Source organism: Halomonas sp. GD1P12, assembly GCF_025725645.1.
Classification (GTDB): Bacteria; Pseudomonadota; Gammaproteobacteria; order Pseudomonadales; family Halomonadaceae; genus Vreelandella.
In genome coordinates, this window is record NZ_CP107007.1 from 2,287,246 (window position 1) to 2,312,299 (window position 25,054).

A 25,054-nucleotide genomic window follows, 5' to 3' on the forward strand; every position below is an offset into this window, starting at 1 on the left:
ACGTGTGTGGTATTTAATGACCCTGTGCAACACAACGACAAACAGCACTTGAGGAATTAGCAATGAAGATATGTAACCTGTACGCCGCTCCCCTTCTGTCAGCGCTGATGCTTTCTGGCGCTGCACAGGCACAATACTCAGCAGCCGACGAAATCAAGGTACTGCAAGGGTTCAAGGCAGGTGGCGGTAGCGACACCCTGGCTCAGCTGACGCAGCCATTTTTACGCGAAACGCTGGGGGTGGAGTTCATTAACGAGTACATGCCAGGCGCCACGGGTGCGATAGCCTGGACCCGGCTGACCCACCAATCACCCAACGATGGTAGCGTTATCAGCATCACCAACACGCCCATGCTAATGACGAACTACATCATGAATGACGCCATCAACTACTCGATCGAGCAGTTGACGCCCATCGCCAACGTCGTCACCGACCCAGGCATTATTGTGGTGCCGGCAAATAGCCCTTATCAAACAGTCGAGGATTTATTCGCCGCGGCCGAAGAACGCCCGGGGCAGATCACCGTGGCGAACTCAGGGGTGGGGGGCGATGACTTTTTCTCCACCATCATGATCGAAAAAGCGACCGGGCTTTCTTTCCAGAAAGTCCCTTTCCAGGGTGACGGTCCCTCGGCCACAGCGGCGCTGGGCAGCAAGGTCGACGCCAGCTTCAACAACCTGGGCAACGTTTTTGGCCACATTCAGTCGGGTAGCTTACGCCCGCTGGCCATATTCACCGAGGAGCGTTTGGATATCCTGCCGGATGTGCCCACGTTGATGGAAAAAGACATCGATGTCGTGGCGGGCTCTTCACGTGGCTATAGTGCCCCGGCGGACATTCCTGATGAGGCGCGTGATGAGCTGATCGCTGCCTTCGAAGCCCTCCGCGATAATGAAGAGTTCCAGGCAACTGCTGAAGAACGTGCCATGGTTCTCGATATCCGCACCGGGGATGACTACGGCCAAATGATCCAGAACATGGAAGCCGAGTTTGAAGAGATCTGGGCAGAGGTCAAGGATGAGGTCAATCAGTAAGCTGTTAAAGGGGCACGGGTATTCGACGATCGTTAATGGGGTGTGAAATGAACATAAGTCGTTTGGTCTTGGGCGTATTTGCCATTGGAGTAGCCGCGGCCTTTTTCATCACTGCGCTGGGCTATCCGGCTAAAGCGGCGAACATGCCCCTTATTTATTCGGTTGTCGTGGCCCTGTTGGGCGCGGCGATGGTAGGCCAAGAGGTGCTGGGTATTCTGCGCCGCCGTCAGGCACCCATTGACGGGGCAGCAACGCCCGGAAGCGATGCCTTTGCGGAAGAAGCAGTCAGCGACGAGGTCACACACCGCAAGCCATGGAAGGCGATGTTGGTTTTCCTGCTGGCCGCGGTTTACCTCTACAGCATTTCGATTATGGGGTACCTGATCGCGACAGTGAGCTTCATGGTCCTGGCATTAACGATGATAGGCCATGTCTCCTGGCGTTTTGCAGCAATAGGTATCGTGCTGCTGGTCGCGGTGGTGTGTGCGGTGTTCATCGGCTTTTTGGGCCTGCCCGTATCGCTACTGCCGCCCCCGTTCTCCTCATAACGACGAAGCTCCTTATAACTACAACGCTTCTCATCATGACAATTAAATAACTTTGATCCCCGCTCTTACTGCCTGGTAACCCATTGCAGCGAGCCGGGGGCAAGTGTCTGACGCAGGCTTTTGGAGTCTAGTCATATGGATAATCTCGTTCTGGTGGGCCTGAGTAATGTCCTCTCGTTCGCCAATATTGGCCTCATACTGGGCGGTACCCTTTTAGGGTTATTCGTCGGGGCCATGCCTGGGCTTTCAGCCACCATGGCGTTGGCGCTGCTGTTACCGCTAACTTTTGGTATGAATCCAGCATCAGGTCTTAGCATGCTGGCCTCACTTTATGTGGGTGCTTCCTACGGTGGCTCTATCGCCGCCATTTTGTTGAAGACCCCCGGCACCCCCTCTGCCGCCGCGACGGTACTCGATGGTTTTCCGCTTTCCCAACAGGGCCAGGCCGGTAAAGCGTTGGGCGTTTCGTTATTTGCATCGTTTATCGGAGGACTGCTAAGCGGCATCGCCCTGCTCACCGCAGCGCCGCTGCTCGGCGTATTGGTGCTCAAATTCGGCCCTATCGAGCTGTTTGCCATTGCCGTATTGGGTATCACCATTATTGGGTCGCTCTCCCAAGGTTCGGTGATCAGTGGCCTGCTTTCAGGTGCGCTGGGGCTTTTGTTGAGCACGGTCGGCATGGACTTGATCACCGGTACGCCAAGAATGACGTTCGATGTGATCAACCTGTTCTCGGGTATCGAGTTCACCGTTGCGCTGATCGGACTTTTCTCGATTCCCCAAGCCTTGATATTGATCGAGAATGCTCATGGTACCCAGAAGACGGCCAGCAAGATCACCGACCGGTTGATTCCGCCGCTCGCCGAAATTCGTCGCTTACTTCCCAATATCTTCCGCTCCAGCGGCATCGGTATCGTTACGGGCCTCATTCCAGGCACCGGGGGCGATACCGCCAGCTGGTTTGCCTACAACGAGGCCAAGCGCTTCGCTAAAGACAAGAGCCGCTTCGGCAAAGGGGATATCTCAGGGGTCGCGGCCCCTGAAGCCGCAAACAATGCGGTGGTTGGTGGCGCCTTGATACCCACCATTGCGCTGGGCATACCCGGCAGTTCCTCGACCGCGATTCTTTTGGGCGCGCTAATGGTACAGGGCATTCTGCCCGGGCCGAACCTGCTAACCGATTACGGGGATGTTACCTACACCCTAATTTGGGCAGTGATTTTCGCCAATATCGGCCTGCTGCTGGTGGGGCTGTTGTTCACTCGGCTTTGCGTCAGCGTAACGCGCGTACCCGATAGTTTTGTCGCCTGCTCCATCATTACGCTTTGCGTGATTGGTGCCTTTGCCATCAATAACAGCTTGTTTGAGGTGGGGTTGATGCTGGGCTTCGGGCTATTTGGTTACTGGATGAATAAGGCCGGCGTATCGCCCGCACCCATGGTCATCGGCCTAATTCTTGGCCCGGTCATGGAAACCAGCTACCAGCAATCGATGCTGATAGGACAAGGCAACATTAGCATATTCTTGACAAGCCCTATCGCCGTGGTGCTGCTCTGTATTGCCTTGCTGTCGGTACTCCAAGCCACCCCTTTCTTTCGTTGGATACGGGCACCGTTTCGCAAGCGTGCTCAGGCTTAAAAAACTAATTTAAATTCGAGGCTTCATTATGACAACGATAACGGACGTGCGTACTCGAACAGTCAGTATACCGCTGGATAACCCCACCAGTTTTTCCAATCGACAGGTCCTCAAGCGCGACTACGTGTTGGTCGAAGTGGTGGGCGATGATGGCTATAAGGGTATTGGCTTTTGCTACGGCGGTAACAATGCGGGCTCTCTCGTCGCCAATGCCGTTAGAGAGCTGCTCGCGCCAGTACTCCTGGGCAAGGACGCCCATGCGACCGAAGCCCTGTGGCAAGCCATGTACCAGGAATCGCTGCTGCATGGTCGCAGCGGTTCGGTCATGCGCGCCATTAGTATTCTGGATACCGCCCTTTGGGATCGTAACGCTCGCGCCGCGAACCTTCCGCTCTATAAGTACCTGGGCGCAAGCGACTCGGTCAGCGTGCCGGCCTACGCCAGCGGTGGCTACTACTTGGAGGGCAAGACACCCGACATGCTCGGCCAGGAAATGGCCGGTTACGTGGCACAAGGTTTTAAAGCCGTGAAGATGAAAGTAGGCCGAGAAGATTTGGCTGGAGAAGAAGCGAGACTGGCGGCCGTACGCGAGGCAGTAGGCCCGGATGTACAGGTGATGATGGATGCCAACAATGCCTGGCAGGACCTACCTTCAGCATTGAACTTCATGCGCATGGCCGAACCCTATACCCCTTTCTGGATCGAGGAGCCGTTCAGCCCGGACGACACCGACAACCATCGCCGCTTGGCAGAGCGTACCCCCGTACCAGTAGCCACAGGTGAAATCGAAGCGGGACGTTGGCGCTTCAAGGAGTTGCTGGAAAAAGAAGCCGCCATGATTTTACAAACCGATGCAGCCGTATGTGGAGGCATTACCGAGTTTCGACGCATTGCCGCCACCGCCGCCAGTTTCGGCGTCGATGTCTATCCCCACTGGTTCCACGACCTGCATGTCCATTTGGTTGCCTCAGCGCCTAACGTCAAAATGGTCGAGTTCTTTGCTGATGACCAGGTTCTTAACTTCAGGCGTTTAGTGGATACGCAGCTGGAATTCGCCGACGGCCAGTTACTGCTACCCACGGCGCCAGGTCTTGGCTTCGACTTCGATCAATCGGCGCTTGAACGCTACGCCATTGAGCCCTGGCGCTAAGTTTTTTATTAAAGATCGCGTTCTATTAAAACGAGCGTTCTACCAATAACAAGGAAAACATCATGCCCCAAGCAAATGGCGACGTTTGGTCACCGGTCATCACCCCTTTCAACGCCGACCTGGCACCGCACACCAAGCGCTTTGTCTCGCATTGCCAGTGGCTTCACTCGAATGGTGTTGGGCTGGCCATTTTCGGCACCAACTCCGAAGCCAACTCCATGTCCGTCGTTGAAAAACAGGCGCTGTTAAAAGCATTGGTGGATGGCGGCGTCGACCCTGCCCGAGTCATGCCGGGCACGGGGGCCTGTTCGATCGATGACTGTGTGGCGCTCACCCAGGATGCTGTTACCCTGGGCTGTGCGGGTGTACTGATGTTACCGCCCTTCTACTATAAAGGCGTCAGCGACGAAGGCTTGTTTCGCTACTTTAGCCAGGTCATCAATCGCATCGATGATTCACGCCTTCGTATCTACCTTTACCATATTCCCCCGGTCACCCAGGTACCGCTCTCTTTTGACCTGATCGAGCGCTTGCGTGAGGCGTTCCCAGGTATCATTGCCGGCATCAAGGATAGCGGTGGCGATTGGGCCCATACCCAGGCGTTAGTCGAGCGCTTTGCTAGCGACGATTTTGCCGTGTATGCGGGCAGCGAACGTTTTCTGTTGGATACGCTACGGGCAGGTGGCGCTGGCTGTATCAGCGCGACGGCAAATGTTAACCCGTCAGCCATCATCGACGTAGCCCAGCACTGGCAACAAGACGATCCCGACGAGCGTCAGCGGCGTCTAAACGTGATCCGCGATTTATTCGAAAAGTATCCGTTGATTCCAGCGATGAAAGCCGCGACTGCGCACTTCTCGGGCATTACCGATTGGCAGCGCGTGCGCCCCCCTTTAGTAGAGCTCGATGATCAAAAAGCCTCTGAGCTCATCACGTTGCTTCATGAAGCAGGGTTTAATATGGAAGGGCTGGATGAGGCGAAACATGGCTGAGAAACCCCAAAAATGGCGTGTCGTTGCCCTGCGGCGACTTAGCGATGCCCAGCTTGCAGCGCTTTCCCAGGTCGCCGAGGTGACCTATTTCGAAGACTTGAACAGCTCAAACCAGGCCGATTTTTTATTGGCGCTTTCAAAGGCTCACGCTTTGATTGGCGGCAAGCTCGAACTCGATGAAGCCATGCTCGAGCAAGCGCCGCAGCTACAAGTAGTTGCTACCATTTCGGTAGGTTATGACCACCTGCCTCTCCACGCACTGAACCAGCGCGGCATTTTAGTATGCAATACGCCCGATGTATTGACCGAAACCACCGCCGACACGGCGTTTGCACTCATTATGGCGGTTCAGCGGCGGCTGGTGGAACTGGCGAACCTGGTTCGCGAGGGTGACTGGCGTGCCCATATCGGTATCGAGCATTTCGGCATTGATGTGCATGGTAAAACCTTAGGCATTGTGGGGGCAGGCCGCATTGGTGCAGCGATTGCCAAGCGCGGGGCGCTGGGTTTTGGTATGCCCATTCTCTATACCTCCGCATCATCCAAACCTGAGCTCGAGCAGCGCCTGGGCGCACAGCGGCGCACCCTCGATGAACTGCTGGCAGAGGCAGATATCGTCTGCCTCTGCGTGCCCTATAACACTGATACACACCATTTTATCGACGCCGACGCCTTGGCGCGCATGAAACCAACGGCCGCTCTCGTCAACGTGGCGAGAGGCAAGGTGGTCGATGAATCGGCGCTGATCGATGCCCTTCGCTACAGCAAAATTCGTGCAGCGGGGCTCGATGTTTTCGCCCAGGAGCCGCTATCCGCCGACTCCCCCTTGAGTACCATGCACAATGTGGTGGCAACGCCCCACATCGGTTCTGCCACCCATGAAACGCGTACCGCTATGGCGCAATTGGCCGTCGATAACCTGTTGAGCGTGCTCACCGGCCACGGCTCACGCAATGGTGTTAATGAAGATACCTGCCAACGCGTTGCCAATGCTGCCAAGGAGACATGATGCCCCGACATCTGGAACGCATCCTGAGCCTCGATGATTTCGAGCGTGAAGCACGGCGCTATTTACCGCGTCCCCTTTTTGGCTATGTGGCAAGCGTGGCCGAAGACGGTCATACGGCCCGCGCGAGCCGTGAAGCCTTCGATGCCTACGCGTTTCTACCTCGGTCGCTGATCAACGTCTCGGGCGTTTCGACGCACACAGAGCTTTTTGGCCATCGCTATGCCTACCCGTTCGGTATAGCCCCCATGGGCATTAGCGCCCTCACCGCTTATAGGGGCGATCAGGTATTGGCCCGAGCGGCATCCAAAGCGAGCATTCCCATGGTTGTCAGCGGCACCTCGCTGATACCCATGGAAGATTTGGCGGGGCCGAACGGCTCGGATTGGTTTCAAGCCTATCTTCCCGGCACGCTGGAGGAAATCGATGCGCTGCTTGCGCGTGTTGAGCACGCCGGGTTCAGCAAACTGGTGATCACTGTCGATTATGCCGTGCCGCCCAATCCCGAGAACCACCGCCGTGCTGGCTTTTCATCGCCATTACGTCCTGGTCCCAGGCTTGCCTGGGACGGGCTGATGCGCCCCCGCTGGCTATTCGGAACGTTTCTGAAAACCTTGTGGCATCACGGCGTACCACACTTCGAGAACAACGCCGCCGTGCGCGGCGTGCCGGTACTGGCTAAAAACGCTAACCGGGATTTCTCGGGCCGTCGACACCTGGATTGGTCGACTCTGGATCAGGTTCGCTCGCGCTGGAAGGGAGCACTTGTGGTCAAAGGGATTTTGCACCCCGAAGACGCACGGCGGGCGGTCAGTGCCGGCGCCGATGGCTTGATTGTTTCCAACCACGGCGGCCGCCAGCTCGATGGTACGGTCGCACCGCTCACCATGTTACCCGAGGTACTGAACGCAGTTCAGGGTGCCGTGCCTGTCATGATCGACGGTAGTTTCCGGCGGGGCAGCCAGGTACTCAAGGCACTGTCATTAGGTGCCCATTTCGTATTCCTCGGCCGCCCTTTTAATTACGCCGCCAGCATCGCTGGTGAAGCCGGAGTAGAGAAAGCTATTACGCTACTGGGAAGTGAACTAGAGCGGAATATGGCACTGCTGGGTGTAAGAGGGATGGATGAATTATCGACGGGGTTGTTACGCTATCATCGGTGTACGGAAAGTGAGTGATAGCCATCAGCGAGGAAACAATGCCCGCGCGTTTTAGAGGACGGTGGCTTCGAGTGCTGTTTAGAAAGCTAGGTCTACGGGATATGGCGTCCCTGGCAGGAGTCGAACCTGCGACCTGCCGCTTAGGAGGCGGCTGCTCTATCCTACTGAGCTACAGGGACGTGGGCGGGTAAAGCGGCGCGTAGTATAGCGCGCCGGTGAAGTGAGGCCAACCAGCCTGCTTAAATCCAGCCTAATAGACGCAGGGCGAAGATGCCGAGTGTGATGGTGAGGCTCGCCATGATGGTAGTGAGCGCGATGATGTTCGCGGCCAAAGTCACATTGCCGCCCATGGCCTTGGCCATGACGAAGCTGGCGGCGGCGGTGGGGCTTGCAAAGAACAGGAATAGAAGGCCCAGCTGCTCGTCTGTAAACCCGCACAGCCAAGCCGCGAACGTCGATACCGCGGGCAGTACGATCATTTTCATTACGCTCGAACTCAGCGCAACGGCCCGACCGTCGCGCAGGCTGGCCGCCGACAGCGTGGCACCGATACAGATCAGCGCCAGCGGCAGTGTCAACGAGGCGAAGTAGTTGCCCGAGGTCATGACCCAGCGGGGAAGCTCGACAGACAGCGCTGTAAATGGAATTGCCAGCAGCACAGAGATGATCAAGGGATTGGTGGCAATTTTTTTGAGCAGGCTGGACCAACGTGTGGTTTGGCCGGACTGATAGGCCGAGAGTACCCACACCGACAGTACGTTATAGAGCACGATGACCAGCCCCAGTAAAAGGCTGCCCGCCGAGAGACCGTAGTTACCGTACATGCCGGCGGCCAATGCCAGCCCCACTACGCCGCCATTGCCTCTAAACGCCCCCTGCACGTAGATGCCTCGCTCTTCATAGGGCACGCGGTAGTATGCCCACAGCCAGCTGGCGAAAAATTGGGCGAGCGTGGCCAGAGCAAAGAACAGCAGCAGCGGTATATCCAGCGCCACGCCCATATCCGCTTTTATGAGGCTTAAAAAAATCAGCGTGGGGAGCGTGGCACGAAACACGAGTGTGGACGCGGTCGACACGAAGGCGCGGTCGATCAACCGGAGGCGTTTCAGCACGATGCCTAAAAACACCATGGCGAAAACCGGCAGGGTTATATCCAGCGTACGTGCGAATAGCTCTATCAGGTTCACGGATTTACTCTAATCCAACGGCGTAGCGGCCCGGTTTTCCTTGGTGCCTGCCGGGCCAGCACGCCAAGGCGATCAAAAAAGCGTCATGGGGTCGAATTCGCTTGGGTTACTGACAACCACGTCGTTGCGCCCACGGCTTTTGGCCTCATAACTGGCGGCATCGGCACGGTTCAGCGCATCCTCGACGGAGTCATCCTCATCGTTGAAGCGTGTCACGCCCATGCTGAGCGTCACAGTGTAGACCTTATCGGCGTGGGTGACCGAGACCTCGCTTACTGCCTGGCGTAGCGACTCGGCAATGCGCTGAGCCTGCGTCAACGTACAGCTGGGCAAGAGGACGCCGAACTCGTCACCGCCCTGGCGCGCCACGTGGTCGCTGCGGCGAACTTCCCAGGCAATGACCTGGGCGATTCGCCGAAGCATTTCATCGCCCAGCGCGTGGCCGCCTTCATCGTTGATCGGCTTGAAGTGGTCGAGGTCGAACAGCAGCAGCGCCGAGGGCGTGCTGGTTTTCTGGAAGTCGGCATAGGCTTCATCCAGGCGGCGTAAAAATCCGCGCCGGTTGAGCAAGCCCGTCAGCGGGTCGTGCTCTGCTTCCCAACGCTGCAGCGCCTCCTGCTGGCGACGTTCGGTGATGTCCTTGACCACGCCAACCAGCCCCAGCGAGTGGCCGCTTTGCGAGAGCATGACCACCCGGGCATGAATATCGAGCCAAAGGATTTCGCTGTCACTTTTGATGAACCGTAGCTGGCGGATGTAATCCTTGCCGCTTTTGAGGCTATGCTGCCAAAGATCGACGGCGCCCTGATAATCGTCCGGGTGAATCTGTTTGAGCCACGCCTCCATGAGCGTCTCTTTGGGGATGTCGAGCATCATCAAGAGCGCGGGGTTCATGTACGTGATCACGCCATCGAAATTGGCCACGAACATGCCTTCCGGGCTCGAGTTGAGCACCGAGTCCAAAAACGCCTCGCGCTCATGGAGGTTGTTCAACAGCTGCTGGCGTTCGTCCTCGACGCGATTAAAGGTGTTCGCCACTTCCTGCAGCTCGTGCATGCTCGTGGCGAGATTCACGTGGGAGCGCTCGGCGCGCCCGACTTCATCGATCTGCGCTTCCAGCCGATTCAACGGCGATAAAATACGCGCCAACAGCCACCAGAGCAGCGGCATCAACAAAAGCGCCAGCGCCAACCAGATCCACCACAGCCGATAGATGAAATCGGAAAGCGGCGCCTGCGCCTGCTCGACCGGCAAATAGAGTCCTACGACCCAGTTCGCGGGCCATACCTGAGAATAGGACTGATAAGCGCTCTGGCCATTGAGAAGATTACCGAGACCGTCGCCCTCCCAGCCATCCAGTGCCGAATCGAGCCACGGGTGATCGTCCAGAGAACTCACGGCGGTGTTCACAAGGGTTTTATCCGGATGAAAAAGAATGCGCCCCGAAGCGGTGAAAATGGCTGAATAGCCATCATCACCCAATCGAATCTTGGCAAGCCGGTTAAACAGCCCGCCGGAATTCAGCCGTACGATACCGCCGACCGTTCCGCGAAATTCACCGTCGCCGTTCAGGCGCGGCACACCGATCACCACCAGCGGTTCATTGCTGACCCGCCCCAGAAAAGGTTCGCTGACGTAAGGGGTGCGTGTACCCCGTAGCATTTTAAAGTTTTCGCTGTCGCCGGTTTCGAGCCCCACCCGGCCAATCACGCTCGGCCAATCGGCGATGATCGTGCCGGCTTCATTGCTGACCACGACGCCATCGAACCAGGAGAGCAGCGAGTCATTTTTGGCCAACTCATACTGAACCCAAGCAGCATCATCAGCGGCACCAATGGCACTGCTGAACCGCTGAAGCGCATCGATGCGGTTTTCGACCTGCTGGGTCAGCTCATCGGCCAGAATGTTGGCCTCGTAGCGCAAGTGAGTCACGTTGGACGCCTGAAGCATGTTCTTGCCCACCTGCCAGGTAAGCCCCAGCATAACGGCAGCCAGTACCAACAGTAAGATGGAAAGCCCCAGCAGCAGGCGGCTTTTTAGTGAGCGAAAGCGGATCATTCTTGTTCGTAACGGGGCTGGCAGCACCGGGAATTCCTGCTCATTGATGTATTTTTTGAACGCCGCCGAGAGAGTTGCTTTACCCATATAAAACGGCGTATTGACACTCACGACCGACATTCGTCAGCACGGCTGACTCTAGTCCCTTCTGACGTCTACCTTAATCACTTACATAGGAAAGGTCACTATCCGAGCAACCGCTCAAGGGATTGTCCTCTCATTGTCATGTATTTTCAGACATTCAAAGAGCCAAACTGCGCAACATTACACCGTTACCGGTGCTTTTCATATTCGGCTGGTACCATTTTATGGCACAACTATAGAGATGACGCGCAAGCCTGAAATATGAAAAAGTGAGCCACATTCTCCTGATAGTCGGTCGCTATTTCTGATATAAAATCAGCGAAGTCGCGCCCAATACTCAGTCAATAAGAGTGAGTTTCCGGGCCGAGTCGCTCACTCGGCCCTTTCAGATACTCGACGCAGATCATTCATGAAGATGTGATGACCTTCATCTTCGCGAAAATTGATGGCTTTTAAAACTGGCCATACCTGTAAAACGCTCGGCACGCCTGTTTCTGAGCGCTTTAGATATCGAAGCCGGCTTCGCGAGCAAGTGTCGTGTTGGCTTGCAGCCAGCCTTCGATATGGCCGCAGTCGAACGTACGTCCATGCATACGAAATGCCTGAACGGTTTGGCCCTCCTGCATGAGCCGGTCGATGGCGTCGGTGAGCTGAATCTCGTTGCCGGCACCTGGGGGTTGGTCGGCCAAAAGCTCCATGATACGGTACGGCAGAACGTAGCGGCCAATGACCGATAGCCGTGACGGCGCTTCCTCCGGCTTGGGCTTTTCGACTACACCACGCATGTTGGCACTCTCCCCCGCATTGGGCTCGTCGCAATCGACGATACCGTAGCGATAGACCTCTTCCTGAGCCACGGCTTCAACCATGATTTGCGAGGCGCTCTGAGCGTTCCAGCGCTCGATCATGCTACCCAAATCGCACTCCTGGCTGCCCACCTGAGGCTTCACTAGAACGTCGGGCAAAATCACCGAGAAGGGCTCGCCTTCATCCAGTAAGTGGGCAGCGCAATGAATGGCATGGCCCAGCCCCTTGGCATTGGCTTGGCGTACGCTGGTAATTCTGAGTTTGGGCGGCGCGATGGCCGAAAGCGTTTCGAGTATCGCGTCCTTGCCTTTACTGGAAAGCGAGTACTCGAGCTCGAAGTGGGCATCGAAGTGGTCTTCGATGGCCGATTTTCCCGTGCGTGTCACCAGAATAATTTCATTGATGCCCGCCGCCAGTGCCTCCTCGACCACATGCTGAATCAACGGGCGGTCGACGACCGGTACCATCTCCTTGGGAATCGCCTTACTGATAGGCAATAGACGCGTCCCGAATCCTGCTACTGGAATGATGGCCTTACGCACCTGAGTCATCTAATCGTCCTTTTGAATACGGTTTTCGAAACGTTAAACCTTCTTTGAGTTGCCAACCTGTACCATGGACGCGCTTTTAATACCAATTGGCATCAATGGACCTGCTGGCTCAACCCTTCAGTACACTTGAGAGTAATGCTTGGACGCTTTGAATCAACTCATCCAGATGCGCTGCGCTTTTGAAGCTTTCAGCGTAAATCTTGTAAAGCGACTCGGTGCCGCTGGGTCGTGCGGCGAACCAGCCGCTTTGCGTGGTCACCTTGATACCACCGATGGTAGCGCCATTACCCGGCGCCTCGAACAGCACCGCCGTAATCGCATCCCCGGCAAGGGTGTCGGCGGTCACGCTGCCCTTGGTCAGCTGCTTGAACGCGGCCTTCTCTTCCGCACTACAGGCGGTATCGAGGCGCTTATAGTGCGGGGTGCCCAAACGCTCGGTAAGTTCCGCATAATAAGCGCTCGGCGTTTTACCCGTCACCGCCAGGATTTCCGCAGCCAGCAGGCAAAGCGCGATGCCATCCTTGTCCGTCGACCAGGGCCGCCCCTCTCGGGTCAACAGGCTCGCACCCGCGCTCTCTTCGCCACCAAACCCCAGATAGCCCTTGTGTAGGCCATCGACGAACCATTTGAATCCCACCGGCACCTCAAAAAGCTCTCGCCCGTGAGACGCCACGACCCGGTCAATCATCGAAGACGACACCAGGGTTTTGCCAATTTTGAGCGCGCCCTCCCCATGACTCGGCCACTGCGGACGATAGCTCAGCAGATAGTCCACACAGACGGCCAAAAAGTGGTTGGGGTTCATCAGCCCGTTGGCATCGACGATACCGTGACGGTCGGCGTCCGGGTCGTTACCAAACGCGATATCGAAGCGGTCCTTGATCTCCAAAAGCTTCGCCATGGCCGCCGTGCTCGAACAGTCCATGCGGATCTTTCCATCATGGTCCGGCGGCATGAAGGAAAAGCTTTCATCCACGGTGGTATTCACTATCTCGAGATCGATAGCGAAGCGCTCGGCAATGACCTGCCACACCGGCAAGGCCGCGCCGCCCATGGGATCGGCACCCAGCTTGAGCCCCGCCTGCTCGATCGCGTCGATGTCGATCACCAGGGGCAGGTTGTCGACGTAAAGCTTTGTGAAATCGTACTCCGTAGCATGATCGAGCGCTTCTTCGAGCGAAACACGGGGTACATCGTCAAGGCGTGTCAGATAGTCGTTGGCACGCGCCTCGATCCAGCCGGTCGCGTCGGTGTCCGCTGGGCCACCGTGGTAGGGGTTGTACTTGATACCGCCATCTTCCGGCGGGTTGTGCGACGGCGTGATGATCAATCCATCCGCCCGGGGCGCATTGGTATCGGCGTTATGGTGCAAAATGGCATGGCTAACCAAGGGTGTAGCCGTGTAGCCCTTCTCTTTTTCTATATAAACAGTGACCTGATTGGCTGCCAACACCTGTAGCACACACTCCCAAGCCGGACGCGATAGCGCGTGAGTGTCGAGACCCAAAAAAAGCGGTCCCTGGTAGCCGGCATCACGCCGATAATCCACCACTGCCTGGGTGATCGCCCAGATATGCGCAGCGTTGAAGGTGCGATCCAAAGCGCGACCACGATGGCCGGAGGTGCCAAACGCTACGCGCTCGGCGGCCACTTTCGCGTCAGGAGTGTGGTTATAAAATGCCTCGACGATGACGTTTATCTGCGCCTTCCCGTTCATTTACTTGTCCATCCCTGAAAATAAAATGGCTCAAGATATTACTATAGAAACAGGCGTAGCTCTTCAAACGCTACACAAAATTCATTGAGGTAGCGTTCAAGACAAGTGATACGGAAGTCCGGAAAGTTAGCATTCAAAGCTACGGCACATGCCGTCTTTAATCGAATACAATTCCGGCCTTGAATCGTAGCTGACGAAAAGCGTTTAAACCGTCATCTAAAAGAGGTAGCGCGCACCGGTGATCCAGTACACGTTGTCGCTCGAGCTTCGAATGGCCGGCGAGTCCGCCTCAGAGACCTCGAGGAAGACATCGAAATTACTCGATAACGTGTAGTAGCTTGCCAGAGTCCAGGCGTTACTATCGTCCTGATTATCGCGCTCGACACGATAGACATCAGCGTTGAAAGCCCAGGCACCGGTAGTGAAGGTACCACCAAGGCCATAGGAGTCGAAGCCACCTCCATACTCACTGCTATCGCTTTGCGTTTCGACGCCCGCACGCGCGGTGAAGTTATCGCGCACGTCGTAAGAGCCGATCAATCCGTAAAGCGTTTCACCGTTGCCCCCCCCACGCACTTCATTTTCAACAGCGCCTAATCCAATAGAGAGCGGGCCTTGGCGAAAGCGTATACCTCCCTGAAAGGCAGTTTCGCTACCTGAAGGATTCTGCTCGGCAACTGTCATACCCCGGTCACCATAGTGTTTCACCTGAACGAAGCTGGTAAAGCCGTTGGTTTCGGGCGTGAAGTAGCCAATGGAATCGCCGCGGGATTGAAGCCCCGATGAGTTGAACAATAGACCTCGGTCGAGATAAACATCGAACGGCACTGAAACGAACTGGTAATAGAGGCTATTAAAATTACCGGCCAGCACCGTGCCAAAACGCTCGCTTTCCAGTCCGATATAGCTTTGACGTGTTTCTCTAAAAGCCTGCCCACGTATGCGCTCGTCACCGGCGAAGCGCCATTCCAGATGGCCAAATGCGGCCAGATCGGGATTAATCTGTTGGCGCATGCGAAAACCAAGGCGGGAATAAATATCCACGAATTCGGGATCGTTGTCGATGAAACGGCCTTGGCTGTCCTGGTCCGGCCCTCCGCCTGCTACCCCGATAGAGATACGTCCATAAACACTTAGCTGAGTGCCCTCTTCGTCATAAATAGTCGTTGTCGCCTGAGCCGCCCCTGCCAGCATAACGCCTGCGCCCATAAGCGCCGCCCTAAATACTGCTTTCACCTTCATTGCCCGCCCTTGCTCTTTTAATTAATAAAGCTCAAATAATGAAATAGCTACCAAAAGATATGTTACAACATAACAATAAAAAAGTAAATAAGATAATGATAACCATTACTAATAAATTCTGCTAAACAAATTAGTACAACCCATAAAAAAACCGGCTCCAAAAGGAGCCGGTTCTATTTGCTGCAGTATTACGTTCTAAATCGAATCTAAACCCGAGCTTAGAAGAAGTAACGTGCGCCTGTCAGCCAGTATACGTCGTCGGTCAGGTCGCCCAGATCGTCAACGAAGTTGTTGCGGTTAACGCGCGGCGCGTCTTCGTTAGCCACTTCAAGGAATACGTCGAAGTTGCTGGAAACGTTGTAGTAAGCGCCAGTCGCCCAGGAACGGCTGGTTTCAGCATCGTCACGATCGATGTTGTAGTAATCGACGTTGAATGCCCAAGGACCGGTAGTGAAAGTACCGCCGATACCAACGCTATCGTAGCCGCCACGGCCGATTGCCGCGTTGACATCTTCGTCACCGTTTTCACGGCCTTCATAACCAAGACGTGCAGAGAAGTTATCGGTAAAGTCGTAGGAACCTACCAGACCGTAAAGCATTTCGTCGTTGCCGCCGTCGCCTTCTACGACGTCATCAACAAAACCAAGACCGATAGTGACCGGGCCCTGAGCGTAGCGAACACCACCTTGAGTGGCGAATTCACTGCTATCACTGCTGGTTTCACGGCCAGCCGGTGCGCCGGTGATCGGGTCAAAGAAGTAATCTTCGTCGATCAGGCCGCGCTCGCTGTAATGCTTGGCTTGCAAGAAAGCAGTGAAGCCTTCGAGATCAGGCGTGTAGTAACCAATGGAGTCGCCACGCGACTGCTTCGGGTGACCAGCGAAGCGGAAACCGCGGTCGATATAAACATCGAACGGCAGTGAAACGAACTGGTTATAGAAGCTGTCGAAGTTACCAGCTTGGAACGTACCGTACTGGTTGCTGGTCACACCCAGGTAAGCTTGACGGGTTTCAGAGAACGCGTCGAAGTCGTTGCCGTTACGTGTACCGGACTCGTCGGCACGGAAACGCCACTCGAGGCGACCGAAAGCAGTCAAGTCACGAGTAATTTCCTGGCTCAGACGGAAACCAAGACGTGAGAATACGTCAACGAATTCAGGATCGTTGTCGATTTTCAGACCAGCACCGTTGTACTCAGGGCCGCCGCCTGCAACGCCAAGCGCGATACGGCCGTACAGATCAACTTTGGTGCCGTCTTCGTCGTACACGGTAGCGGCTTGAGCGGCAGCAGAGGCGCTCAGAGCACCGATGACAGCAGTCGCTAAAAGTGTCTTTTTCATGAGGTAGGTTCCTTTACTAGCTTACTGTTTCGATCGTATCTGCCGGGCTTTTATAAGCCTGCAGGTTGGCCGATGGGTCATGCTCTTTTCTCATACACCGTGTAATTCGGTGGTATGCGGCATGTCCTCACTTGGGCCTTGTTATAGTCCAATGCTCGCAAATCAAACTCTATACCGGGATTCGAGGGAACGCAATAGAAAAAAACAGTGTTCTTTTACTATTTACGCTTTTTTATGGAACCCATGCAGCGTAAGCAGGTCTCAGCGGCCTTCGAATTTCTGCAGCAACCCTTTTATCTTCTCTTCCATGCTGAGCGGTTTCATATCTTCATGTTTTTGAGGCGCATTGTTTGAAGAAGGTGTCTCTTTGTGAGGTTCTTCCGCGCGCTTTACCGACTTTCGCTGTGTCTGATTCGGCCTACTGACGGCTTTATCACGCTCCTCACGGTTTTCCCTTTTTAAGGGCTTTTCACTGACGGGCTCCCGGCGCCGCTCACTTGCGTGTTGCGAGGCTTCCTTGTCCACCAGGCCGGCCGGCCGGCCATCCAGATCGACCCGCTCGGCGCCTTCGCGCATGGACTTCACATAGCGCGGCAGGTTGACGTAGTTGGCCAGCGCCCGGCGAATCAGCTTGCCTGACCAGCGCTCGCGCTCGGCCAAATCGTGATGAATACCTACCTTGAGCGGCTTTGTGTGACCGGTGAAGAAAGCGTTGGGGTAGCGCTCGTACCACTGTTTCAAGAGCGCATGCGGAGAGGGAGGCGTAGGTGCTGCGGCAACCTCTTCGCTCTTTTGATCTCCGAGGTTGGCCGGACTGGTCTGTGCCTGAGCCTTAGCTACCGAAGAGTGAACACCTTCTTCACTTGAATCAGCGCCCAGTGCCGTCGAAGGACGTGGCGCTTGAGCCTCGACCGGCGGGTCTTCAGCGTTTTGCGCTAATGGCTCACTTTGAGAGCTTTCGAGTGACAAGCGCTGTTCACTAATCGTTTGTCTCAGCCGATCGTTCTCCTCGCGCAGCTGCTGGAGTTCGTGTTGGGTACGCGCCAAATGCGCTTCCAGTGATTCGATGAGTTCTTGTACGCTGGCGGCCATGGCGCCCTCCCTGGAGCTAATCAGTCGGCGGTGCGATCAAACACGACGAAATCGTAGTGAGGCTGCCCCTCGTGAGGCGTCCCCGCGACACGCTGTACCTCTTCGAACGTATTGGGCGGAAGCGCTGGAAAGTGGGTGTCACCTTCTACCTCTATATCCACCTCGGTAATATAAAGCCTTTGGGCGTAAGCCATGGCCTGACGATAGATCTCGCCGCCGCCCATCACCATGATCTCTTCTGCCGCCTCGATCGTGGCATGCTGATCGGCCAGCGCCAGCGCGCTTTCAAGATCATGACAAACGCGTACGCCTTCGGCCTCGAAACTTTCGTCCCGGGTCACCACGATATTGAGCCGATTGGGCAATGGCTTTCCAATCGAGGCGAACGTCTTGCGCCCCATGACCAATGGCTTTGCCTGGGTCTTACGTTTAAAGAATTTCAGATCTTCAGGCAAGTACCAGGGTAAATTGCCTTCAACGCCAATGACGCGGTTTTTGGCCATGGCGACGATCATGGCGACGGGTACCAAAGGTTCAACGTCGGTCGACTGGCTCATACGGCTACCTTCGCCTTGATGTGAGGATGGCTGGTGTAATCGTCGATACGGATATCGTCGAAGGTGAAATCAAAAAGGTCGGTGACGCTTGGGTTCAGCCAAAGTGCGGGCGGCGCGTAAGGCGCGCGCGCCAACTGCTCCTGCGCCTGCTCGAAGTGATTACTGTAAAGGTGGGCATCGCCCAGGGTGTGAATGAACTCCCCCGGCACCAACCCCGTTACCTGCGCGACCATACAGGTCAGCAGCGCGTAGCTTGCGATATTGAACGGCACGCCCAAGAAGATATCGGCGCTGCGCTGGTAAAGCTGACACGATAGCCGTCCGTTTGCCACGTAGAACTGAAACAGGCAGTGGCATGGCGGAAGCTTCATCTCATCCACCTGGGCCGGATTCCAGGCCGACACCACCAGCCGGCGAGACTGCGGGTTAGTGCGAATCTGCTCGAGCACATTGGCGATTTGATCGACACTTTCCCGGCCCTTGGGGTCGGGCCAGCTTCGCCACTGGTAGCCGTATACCGGCCCCAGATCGCCGTTTTCGTCGGCCCACTCGTCCCAGATACGTACACCGTGCTCTTTCAAATAGCCAATGTTGGTATCGCCCTTGAGAAACCACAAAAGCTCATGAACGATGGAGCGCAAATGCAGCTTCTTGGTGGTCAGCAGCGGAAATCCCCGCGCCAGATCGAAGCGCATTTGGTGGCCGAACAGCGAACGGGTGCCCACGCCGGTGCGATCGCTTCGATCGCTCCCCTGCTCCAGCACGGTACGCATCAATTTCAGATAGGGCTGTTCCAGCGCGCTAGAAGTGGCTTTCGGGTCGGTCGTTGCAGGCGTTGAAACGGTCACGGCGCATCCAGAGTTGCGGATTAAAAGTGCAGGTCAGTAAAGGCTGTATTCTAGGGCTGCAGCATGCACCTGGCAACGCCGTTACTTTTGCAACACGTTTTAACCCGCTACTGGCCAAAGAGGGGCCGGCCGGTTTTGACTCAAACTCGCTTGTGGTGGCTTAAGCCGGGCGCCTTGTCAGGCGCCTTCGCCCACTGAAGTGGGCTCCTACGGGGGCGACACACTGCCCTCGTTATGCACGGCATTCGGTATTCAAAACCGTAAGAGCAAGCGTTAGCTAGCGACCTATCGATAGAGGCACGTAGTCAGCGTCGCCGAGTTTGGTTCATCGCCCACTGAAATGGGCTCCTACCAGGGGGAAGGTGCCGCTCTCGGCTTTACGCGGTGCAAAAGTCACGCTGCTTTGGTATCTACCGGCTGGGTACGCGACCACGCCATGAACGCCAGGCCCAGCGCAATCATCGGTAGCGTCAAGAGCATGCCCATGGTCACCCAGCCAAAGGCAATGAAGCCGATGTGGGCGTCCGGCATGCGTACGAACTCGACCAGAAAGCGGAACACCCCGTAGCCCAGCAGAAAAAGCCCCGACACGAACCCGCGAGCGCGCGGCTTAGCCGACACCCACCAGAGAATCACGAACAGCACCAACCCTTCCAGCAACGCCTCGTAAAGCGCCGATGGGTGCCGGGGCTCGGGCCCCATGCCGGGAAACGGCATGCCCCAGGGCAGTGAGGTCAGCCGACCGGGCAGCTCGTGGTTGATGAAATTACCGATACGCCCGGCACCCAGCCCGATCGGCACGAGAGGGGCGATAAAATCGGTCAGGGTGAAAAAAGCCAACTGCTTGCGACGGGCGAACAGCCACGCCGCCAGCAGTACGCCGATCAGCCCACCGTGGAAACTCATCCCGCCATCCCAGACGCGAAACACCCACAAGGGGTCGGCGAGCCACTGATCGAGGCCGTAGAACAGCGCGTAACCCAAGCGCCCGCCGGCCACCACACCCACGGCGCAGTAAAACAGCAGATCGCTGATATCATCGTTGGTCAAACCAATACGCGCGGCGCGTTTGCAGCCCAGCCACCAGGCTGCGACAAAGCCCACCACGTACATCAAGCCGTACCAGTGAACCTGCAAGGGCCCAAGTGAAATCGCTACCGGGTCAATCGTGGGATAGTTGATCATCAAACGTCTCTAAGTAAGCAAACCGGAATCACCGAGGTATCGCCTGGTTCGTTACATCAACACGAAACGAAGCCCCACCACGGCCAACAGCAGCGCAAAGGATAACCGTAATACGCGCGCTGACAAGACGTGCGCCAGCTTAACGCCTACGCGGGCAAAAGGAACGCTGGCCACGATAATCCCGAAAAAGGCCGGCCACAGCACAAAGCCGGTGGACCAGGCCGGCAGCAGCGGGTTGCCCCACCCCACCACGATGAACGTGAGCGCTCCCACCAGCGCAATCGGCAGCCCGCAGGCCGCCGAGGTGCCCACAGCCTGGGTCATGGTCGCGCCGCAGCGCGAAAGCCAGGGCACGGTCATCGCCCCACCACCGATCCCGAACAGCGCCGATATTCCACCAACCACGCCGCCCGCAACGACCATGGCGCCTTTACCGGGCGCCACCGATCCGGGTTTGGGTTTGAGCCCAAGCGTCATTTTGGCGGCCAGCATCAGCACGAACACCCCGAACAGCGTGCCCAACACGGTGCCGGAAAGATTGCCGGCAATGAACACGCCACCGATAGCACCGAGCATCAATCCCGGCAGTAGCGTCATGAACCAGGGCCGATGAATGCTGCCCTTGCGGTAGTGGCCCAGCGCCGAGGAAGCGCCGGTCACGACGATCGTGGCAAGCGATGTCCCCACGGCCAGGTGCATGGCGATCTCCTGCGAGACGCCCTGCAGGTTGAACGCAAACACCAGCACGGGAACGATGATGATGCCTCCGCCCACACCGAAAAGCCCGGCCATCGTTCCGGCGGCGGCGCCAAGAGAGAGATACCCCAGTAGCGTGATCGCGATAGTCATATGAAGCGTTCTCAGCGATGGTTAAACGTGCAAACGTGCAAACGTGCAAACGTGCATGAGCGAAAGACGAGGCCCCGGAAACGCTCTGGAGCGCGGCCTCATTGAGGTATCACAGCGCGTCGCCCACGCCCGCCTAATGGTAACATCAAGGATCGTTTTGCGCGGGCGCGGTCAGGCGATGGGCCGGTTGACGAACGCGTCGTTTCTGATTCACACAAGGTATCGACCCCATGTGCCTACTCACCTTCGCCTGGTTTCCGGGCAGCGCTACGCCGTTGAAACTGGCCGGCAACCGCGACGAGTTTCACGCCCGCCCTACGGCACCGCTTCATTACTGGGAAGAGGTGCCCGGCCTTCTGGGCGGGCGCGACCTGAAAGCCGGCGGCACTTGGCTTGCGGCCAATGATCGGGGCGTGGTGGCCGCCCTGACCAACGTGCGCGAACCCGGAGCACCCCTGACTGCACCGGCCCCCAGCCGCGGCGAGCTTATCGCGCGCGCGTTACGTGAAGATGATATCGAGGCCTGGCTTGAACGCCTGGTCAAGAAAGAGGCCACCCGCTTTGCCGGCTTCAACCTGCTGGTCGCCCAAAACCACTCGCTTTGGCATCTGCACCGAAGCGCATCAAGGGTTTACCTCGAGCGCGTGGCCCCGGGCGTACACGGTCTCTCCAACGCAAGCCTCGATACCCCTTGGCCCAAGCTTTGTGCGGCGCGCAAGGCGCTAAAAGAGGCAAATGACGATTGGCAGAGCGCTACGAAACGGGCGCTGCACGACCCAACGCTTGCCCCGGACAGCGCCCTGCCGGATACCGGCATTGCGCTTGAACTGGAGCGCCGGCTTTCGGCGGCGTTCATCGTTGGCGAGGAGTACGGCACGCGCGCCACGAGCTGGCTAAGCCTGGAGGCTTCCGGGCGCGTTCAGATCACCGAGCAGCGCTTTGGCCCGATGGGTCGCTTTGAAGGCGAAACCACGCTCGCTCAGCCTCGCGCGCTAGCCTGACGTTTCGCTCAATCCCGGGGCGGCAGCAGATGACTCAACTGCCACTCGTCCATACGCAGGTTCAGGTGCTGATGCACCTGAGAGGGCGTATCCAGCGCCATGATTTCGCCGAGCAGCGTTTGCGCATCGCTAAACGGCACCCGGCGGATCGCCGCGCGCACTTTCGGCAGGCTCGGGGCGTTCATGGATAAACTCGAAAACCCCATGGCCATGAGCAAAAGCGCGCCGGCCGGGTCGCCTGCAAGCTCTCCACACAGCGAAATCGGCTTGTTCAAGCGCTTCGCGTCCTGGGAGATCTCCTGAAGCGCCCCCAATAGCGCCGGGTGCAGCGCATCGTAAAGGCTCGATACCCGCGGATTGTTGCGATCCACCGCCAACAGGTACTGGGTCAGGTCGTTACTGCCTACCGAAAAGAAATCAACCCGCTTGGCCAGCGCATCCATCTGATAGATGGTCGCGGGTACTTCGATCATTACGCCCACCTTGGGCCGGGTCACCGCGATATCCTCTTCACCGAGCTCGAGGATGGCGCGGTCAAGAATCTTCAGCGCCTCATCGACTTCGTCGACATTGGTGATCATCGGGAACAGCACGTACAGGTTATCGATGCCCTGTGAAGCCTTGAGCATGGCGCGAAGCTGCACCATCAGCACTTCCGGGTGGTCCAGCGTCACCCGCATGCCGCGCCAGCCCAGAAATGGGTTGGCTTCGTCGATAGGGAAATAGGGAAGATCCTTGTCGCCGCCGATATCGAGGGTACGCATGACCACCGGCAGCGGCGCGAAGCCTTCGAGCTGCTCGCGGTACATGCGCATCTGCTCTTTCTCGCCGGGAAAGCGCTCGGCGATCATGAATGGCACTTCGGTGCGGTAAAGCCCGACCCCGCCGATCCGGCTTTTGAGCAGCCCGCTTGCGTCCACCGCCAGCCCCGTATTTACCATCAGCGGCACGTGATGACCGTCCGGTGTTTCGCTGGGCAAATCCTGCTCGTGCTCGAGCAGCTCACTTAGCGCTTGCTCTTCGGCGATCAAATTCGCGTAGCGCGTCTTGAGCTCCGCAGATGGGCGCACGAACATCCGCCCACGATGACCGTCCAGCACCACCGGCGCGCCGTTGAGCCGTGGCAGCGGTAAATCGACCATGCCCAGCACCGTGGGAATTCCCATGGCACGGGCCACGATCGCCACGTGCGACGTGCTCGAACCGCGCACCGATACCAGCCCCTTGAGCTTGCCCCGGGGCACCTCGCCGAGCATCGCCACGCTGATTTCGTCACCGACCAGAATGGCGTTGTCCGGGTAGGTTTCCGGGGTCGAAGGCGTATCCTGCTGTAGGTGAGAAAGCACCCGGCGCCCCAAATCGCGAATGTCAGCAGCCCGCTCGCGCAGATAATCATCGTCGACGCGCTCGAGATACTGCACGTGGCGGCGCACGACATCCGCCAGTGCCCCGGGGGCCCACTGGCCTTCGCGTATGCGCTTCTCGACCTCTTCGGAAAGTGCCGTTTCGCCCAGCATTTGCTGATAAACGTCAAAGAGCGCCAGCTCCTGGGCGGAAATGCGGCTCGCCAAACGCTCGGCGGCGGCGCGAATCTCACGGCGGGTTTGGGCGATCGCCTCCTTTAACCGGGCCACCTCGAAATCCTGGTCGCTGGGGATCAGATCCGGCACGCTGTTCAAGTCCGCCGGCGGACTAATGACCACCGCCTCGCCCATGGAAATGCCGGGCGATGCCGCCACGCCCTTGAACATCGCCTGCCCGCCGGGCAGCGCCGGGCGCGTCAGGTTGCCGGTGGCCAACGCGTGCGCCAGCACCCCCGCCAACTGCGCGGCCATGGTGACCAAAAAGGCTTCGTCTTCGTCGTCGTAACGGCGCTTTTCCGCCTGCTGCACCACCAGCACGCCCAGCATCAAGCGCTGATGGATGATGGGCACCCCCAAAAAGCTCGAGTAGCGCTCCTCGCCGGTGGCCTCGAAATAGCGAAACTGGGCGTGGGCGCGGGCGTCTTCCAGGTTCAGCGGCTCGCTGCGTTTAGCCACCAGCCCCACCAGCCCCTCGCCCAGCGGCAGCACGACCCGCCCCACTGCCTGGGTGCGCAGGCCGATGGTTTCCATCAACACAAGAGACTCAAGATCACGATCGAAAAGATAGAACGAGCAGACATCGGTCTGCATCGCCTTGCGAATACGGCGCACCATGGTAGACAGGGCCGCATCCAGCGTTCGCGCGCCATTCACCTCCTGAATGACGCGCCTCAATACCTCCAGCATGGATGCTTTAGAGTTCACTGTTGTTATCCTCGCTGAGAAGTGGGCAACACGGCGGCTCAGATTTTAAAGCGGGGCGCGATCAATGGCGCCCCAACTCTCGCTAATCGTCGCCCAGGGCCAGGCGCTGAACGCGTGGGGAAAGCTCGCGCAGCGCTCGCCGGTAGACTTCGCGCTTGAACGGCACTACCTGCCCCAAGGGGTACCAGTAGCTGACCCAGCGCCAGCCGTCGAATTCGGGTTTTGGCGTTGCCGTCATACAGATCCGGTTCTCCTGACACCGAATCCTGAGCAAAAACCACTTCTGCTTTTGACCGATACAGACCGGTCGCGAGTGGGTACGAATCATGCGTCGTGGCAGGCGGTAGCGCAGCCACCCCCGGGTGCAGGCGACAATGTCAACATCGTCGGCGGTCAGGCCGATCTCCTCAAACAGTTCACGATAGAGCGCTTGTTGTGGAGTTTCGCTTGCTTTAATGCCTCCCTGAGGGAACTGCCACGCATTTTGTCCTACCCGACGCGCCCAAAGCAGCTGCCCCTGGCCGTTGACAATGATGATGCCAACGTTGGGGCGAAAGCCGTCAGCGTCGATCACGGACTTCACCTTCTTGAATTTTCAGTTGTCCCCATTTTTCCACAAGGCAGACAAGCGTATCAATACAATATAACGCTCGCTGCCAATAACGCCTGCAATCCCGCCCGGGACGGTGGGCAAGGGAGAGGGTCTCTGACATAATTCGC

The 25,054-nt window shown here is 57.3% G+C and carries 21 protein-coding genes and 1 tRNA gene; 8 read left to right on the forward strand and 14 right to left on the reverse strand.

What is annotated here, in order from left to right:
* Nucleotides 1–62: 62 nt before the first annotated feature.
* The 7 genes from OCT39_RS10625 to OCT39_RS10655 all read left to right on the forward strand — a co-directional run bounded on the left by OCT39_RS10625 (nucleotide 63) and on the right by OCT39_RS10655 (nucleotide 7,546).
* Nucleotides 63–1,034, forward strand: coding sequence for a tripartite tricarboxylate transporter substrate binding protein (locus tag OCT39_RS10625; RefSeq protein ID WP_263584446.1), 972 nt, complete (start codon nucleotides 63–65; stop codon nucleotides 1,032–1,034).
* Between the two features lie 47 nt (nucleotides 1,035–1,081).
* Nucleotides 1,082–1,582 (forward strand): tripartite tricarboxylate transporter TctB family protein, encoded by a 501-nt coding sequence (locus tag OCT39_RS10630; protein WP_263584447.1) that lies wholly within the window; start codon nucleotides 1,082–1,084, stop codon nucleotides 1,580–1,582.
* A 135-nt stretch (nucleotides 1,583–1,717) separates the two neighbouring features.
* Nucleotides 1,718–3,220 carry a tripartite tricarboxylate transporter permease gene (locus OCT39_RS10635; RefSeq protein WP_263584448.1) on the forward strand — a complete coding sequence of 501 codons (1,503 nt, stop codon included), beginning with the start codon at nucleotides 1,718–1,720 and terminating at the stop codon, nucleotides 3,218–3,220.
* A gap of 28 nt (nucleotides 3,221–3,248) precedes the next feature.
* On the forward strand, nucleotides 3,249–4,370 hold the full coding sequence (locus OCT39_RS10640; protein WP_263584449.1) for a mandelate racemase/muconate lactonizing enzyme family protein: 1,122 nt from the start codon (nucleotides 3,249–3,251) through the stop codon (nucleotides 4,368–4,370).
* A gap of 62 nt (nucleotides 4,371–4,432) precedes the next feature.
* Nucleotides 4,433–5,362 carry a dihydrodipicolinate synthase family protein gene (locus OCT39_RS10645; protein WP_263584450.1) on the forward strand — a complete coding sequence of 310 codons (930 nt, stop codon included), beginning with the start codon at nucleotides 4,433–4,435 and terminating at the stop codon, nucleotides 5,360–5,362.
* Complete coding sequence (locus OCT39_RS10650) at nucleotides 5,355–6,371, forward strand: 2-hydroxyacid dehydrogenase (RefSeq protein ID WP_263584451.1); 1,017 nt, start codon at nucleotides 5,355–5,357, stop codon at nucleotides 6,369–6,371. The genes OCT39_RS10645 and OCT39_RS10650 overlap by 8 nt, the downstream gene beginning before the upstream one ends.
* Nucleotides 6,371–7,546: an alpha-hydroxy acid oxidase gene (locus tag OCT39_RS10655; protein ID WP_263584452.1), complete on the forward strand. Its 1,176-nt coding sequence runs from the start codon at nucleotides 6,371–6,373 to the stop codon at nucleotides 7,544–7,546. The genes OCT39_RS10650 and OCT39_RS10655 overlap by 1 nt, the downstream gene beginning before the upstream one ends.
* A gap of 84 nt (nucleotides 7,547–7,630) precedes the next feature.
* Here OCT39_RS10655 and OCT39_RS10660 read toward each other — a convergent pair.
* From OCT39_RS10660 to OCT39_RS10715, 12 genes are all read right to left on the reverse strand, one after another.
* Nucleotides 7,631–7,707: transfer RNA gene (locus OCT39_RS10660), tRNA-Arg, on the reverse strand.
* Nucleotides 7,708–7,767: 60 nt separating this feature from the next.
* A complete protein-coding gene (locus OCT39_RS10665) occupies nucleotides 7,768–8,715 on the reverse strand; it encodes an AEC family transporter (protein WP_263584453.1) in 948 nt (315 codons plus the stop codon).
* Between the two features lie 72 nt (nucleotides 8,716–8,787).
* Complete coding sequence (locus tag OCT39_RS10670) at nucleotides 8,788–10,773, reverse strand: diguanylate cyclase domain-containing protein (RefSeq protein ID WP_263587327.1); 1,986 nt, start codon at nucleotides 10,771–10,773, stop codon at nucleotides 8,788–8,790.
* 587 nt (nucleotides 10,774–11,360) lie between these two features.
* Nucleotides 11,361–12,215 carry a UTP--glucose-1-phosphate uridylyltransferase gene (locus tag OCT39_RS10675; protein ID WP_263584454.1) on the reverse strand — a complete coding sequence of 285 codons (855 nt, stop codon included), beginning with the start codon at nucleotides 12,213–12,215 and terminating at the stop codon, nucleotides 11,361–11,363.
* 109 nt (nucleotides 12,216–12,324) lie between these two features.
* Complete coding sequence (gene pgm, locus OCT39_RS10680) at nucleotides 12,325–13,932, reverse strand: phosphoglucomutase (alpha-D-glucose-1,6-bisphosphate-dependent) (RefSeq protein ID WP_412031118.1); 1,608 nt, start codon at nucleotides 13,930–13,932, stop codon at nucleotides 12,325–12,327.
* A gap of 216 nt (nucleotides 13,933–14,148) precedes the next feature.
* Nucleotides 14,149–15,174, reverse strand: coding sequence for a porin (locus OCT39_RS10685; RefSeq protein WP_263584455.1), 1,026 nt, complete (start codon nucleotides 15,172–15,174; stop codon nucleotides 14,149–14,151).
* Nucleotides 15,175–15,392: 218 nt separating this feature from the next.
* Nucleotides 15,393–16,514: a porin gene (locus tag OCT39_RS10690; RefSeq protein WP_263584456.1), complete on the reverse strand. Its 1,122-nt coding sequence runs from the start codon at nucleotides 16,512–16,514 to the stop codon at nucleotides 15,393–15,395.
* A 261-nt stretch (nucleotides 16,515–16,775) separates the two neighbouring features.
* Nucleotides 16,776–17,606 carry a ProQ/FINO family protein gene (locus OCT39_RS10695; RefSeq protein WP_263584457.1) on the reverse strand — a complete coding sequence of 277 codons (831 nt, stop codon included), beginning with the start codon at nucleotides 17,604–17,606 and terminating at the stop codon, nucleotides 16,776–16,778.
* A gap of 20 nt (nucleotides 17,607–17,626) precedes the next feature.
* Nucleotides 17,627–18,163 carry a dihydrofolate reductase gene (locus tag OCT39_RS10700; RefSeq protein WP_263584458.1) on the reverse strand — a complete coding sequence of 179 codons (537 nt, stop codon included), beginning with the start codon at nucleotides 18,161–18,163 and terminating at the stop codon, nucleotides 17,627–17,629.
* Nucleotides 18,160–18,936, reverse strand: coding sequence for a thymidylate synthase (locus tag OCT39_RS10705; RefSeq protein ID WP_263587329.1), 777 nt, complete (start codon nucleotides 18,934–18,936; stop codon nucleotides 18,160–18,162). Before OCT39_RS10705 ends, OCT39_RS10700 begins: the two co-directional genes overlap by 4 nt.
* A 468-nt stretch (nucleotides 18,937–19,404) precedes the next feature.
* Nucleotides 19,405–20,196, reverse strand: a complete 792-nt coding sequence (gene lgt / locus OCT39_RS10710; protein ID WP_263584459.1) for a prolipoprotein diacylglyceryl transferase — start codon at nucleotides 20,194–20,196, stop codon at nucleotides 19,405–19,407.
* 51 nt (nucleotides 20,197–20,247) lie between these two features.
* Complete coding sequence (locus OCT39_RS10715; RefSeq protein ID WP_263584460.1) at nucleotides 20,248–21,045, reverse strand: sulfite exporter TauE/SafE family protein; 798 nt, start codon at nucleotides 21,043–21,045, stop codon at nucleotides 20,248–20,250.
* A 230-nt stretch (nucleotides 21,046–21,275) separates the two neighbouring features.
* On the opposite strand from OCT39_RS10715, the gene OCT39_RS10720 reads away from it, so the two are divergent.
* Complete coding sequence (locus OCT39_RS10720) at nucleotides 21,276–22,046, forward strand: NRDE family protein (RefSeq protein WP_263584461.1); 771 nt, start codon at nucleotides 21,276–21,278, stop codon at nucleotides 22,044–22,046.
* Nucleotides 22,047–22,054: 8 nt separating this feature from the next.
* Here the strand turns inward: OCT39_RS10720 and ptsP are convergent, their stop codons facing one another.
* Together ptsP and OCT39_RS10730 are read right to left on the reverse strand one after the other, a co-directional pair.
* Nucleotides 22,055–24,316, reverse strand: a complete 2,262-nt coding sequence (ptsP, locus tag OCT39_RS10725) for a phosphoenolpyruvate--protein phosphotransferase (RefSeq protein WP_263587330.1) — start codon at nucleotides 24,314–24,316, stop codon at nucleotides 22,055–22,057.
* 100 nt (nucleotides 24,317–24,416) lie between these two features.
* Nucleotides 24,417–24,908 (reverse strand): RNA pyrophosphohydrolase, encoded by a 492-nt coding sequence (locus OCT39_RS10730; protein ID WP_263584462.1) that lies wholly within the window; start codon nucleotides 24,906–24,908, stop codon nucleotides 24,417–24,419.
* Between the last annotated feature and the right edge of the window lie 146 nt (nucleotides 24,909–25,054).

Coding starts and splice junctions, on each gene's coding strand:
- OCT39_RS10720 (WP_263584461.1), top strand. CDS start 21,276: ATGTGCCTACTCACCTTCGCCTGGTTTCCGGGCAGCGCTACGCCGTTG.
- OCT39_RS10700 (WP_263584458.1), bottom strand. CDS start 18,163: ATGAGCCAGTCGACCGACGTTGAACCTTTGGTACCCGTCGCCATGATC.
- pgm (WP_412031118.1), bottom strand. CDS start 13,932: ATGAACGGGAAGGCGCAGATAAACGTCATCGTCGAGGCATTTTATAAC.
- OCT39_RS10645 (WP_263584450.1), top strand. CDS start 4,433: ATGCCCCAAGCAAATGGCGACGTTTGGTCACCGGTCATCACCCCTTTC.
- OCT39_RS10670 (WP_263587327.1), bottom strand. CDS start 10,773: ATGATCCGCTTTCGCTCACTAAAAAGCCGCCTGCTGCTGGGGCTTTCC.
- OCT39_RS10635 (WP_263584448.1), top strand. CDS start 1,718: ATGGATAATCTCGTTCTGGTGGGCCTGAGTAATGTCCTCTCGTTCGCC.
- OCT39_RS10705 (WP_263587329.1), bottom strand. CDS start 18,936: ATGCGTACCGTGCTGGAGCAGGGGAGCGATCGAAGCGATCGCACCGGC.
- lgt (WP_263584459.1), bottom strand. CDS start 20,196: ATGATCAACTATCCCACGATTGACCCGGTAGCGATTTCACTTGGGCCC.
- OCT39_RS10685 (WP_263584455.1), bottom strand. CDS start 15,174: ATGAAGGTGAAAGCAGTATTTAGGGCGGCGCTTATGGGCGCAGGCGTT.
- OCT39_RS10650 (WP_263584451.1), top strand. CDS start 5,355: ATGGCTGAGAAACCCCAAAAATGGCGTGTCGTTGCCCTGCGGCGACTT.
- OCT39_RS10640 (WP_263584449.1), top strand. CDS start 3,249: ATGACAACGATAACGGACGTGCGTACTCGAACAGTCAGTATACCGCTG.
- OCT39_RS10655 (WP_263584452.1), top strand. CDS start 6,371: ATGCCCCGACATCTGGAACGCATCCTGAGCCTCGATGATTTCGAGCGT.
- OCT39_RS10625 (WP_263584446.1), top strand. CDS start 63: ATGAAGATATGTAACCTGTACGCCGCTCCCCTTCTGTCAGCGCTGATG.
- OCT39_RS10630 (WP_263584447.1), top strand. CDS start 1,082: ATGAACATAAGTCGTTTGGTCTTGGGCGTATTTGCCATTGGAGTAGCC.
- ptsP (WP_263587330.1), bottom strand. CDS start 24,316: ATGCTGGAGGTATTGAGGCGCGTCATTCAGGAGGTGAATGGCGCGCGA.
- OCT39_RS10690 (WP_263584456.1), bottom strand. CDS start 16,514: ATGAAAAAGACACTTTTAGCGACTGCTGTCATCGGTGCTCTGAGCGCC.
- OCT39_RS10715 (WP_263584460.1), bottom strand. CDS start 21,045: ATGACTATCGCGATCACGCTACTGGGGTATCTCTCTCTTGGCGCCGCC.
- OCT39_RS10675 (WP_263584454.1), bottom strand. CDS start 12,215: ATGACTCAGGTGCGTAAGGCCATCATTCCAGTAGCAGGATTCGGGACG.
- OCT39_RS10695 (WP_263584457.1), bottom strand. CDS start 17,606: ATGGCCGCCAGCGTACAAGAACTCATCGAATCACTGGAAGCGCATTTG.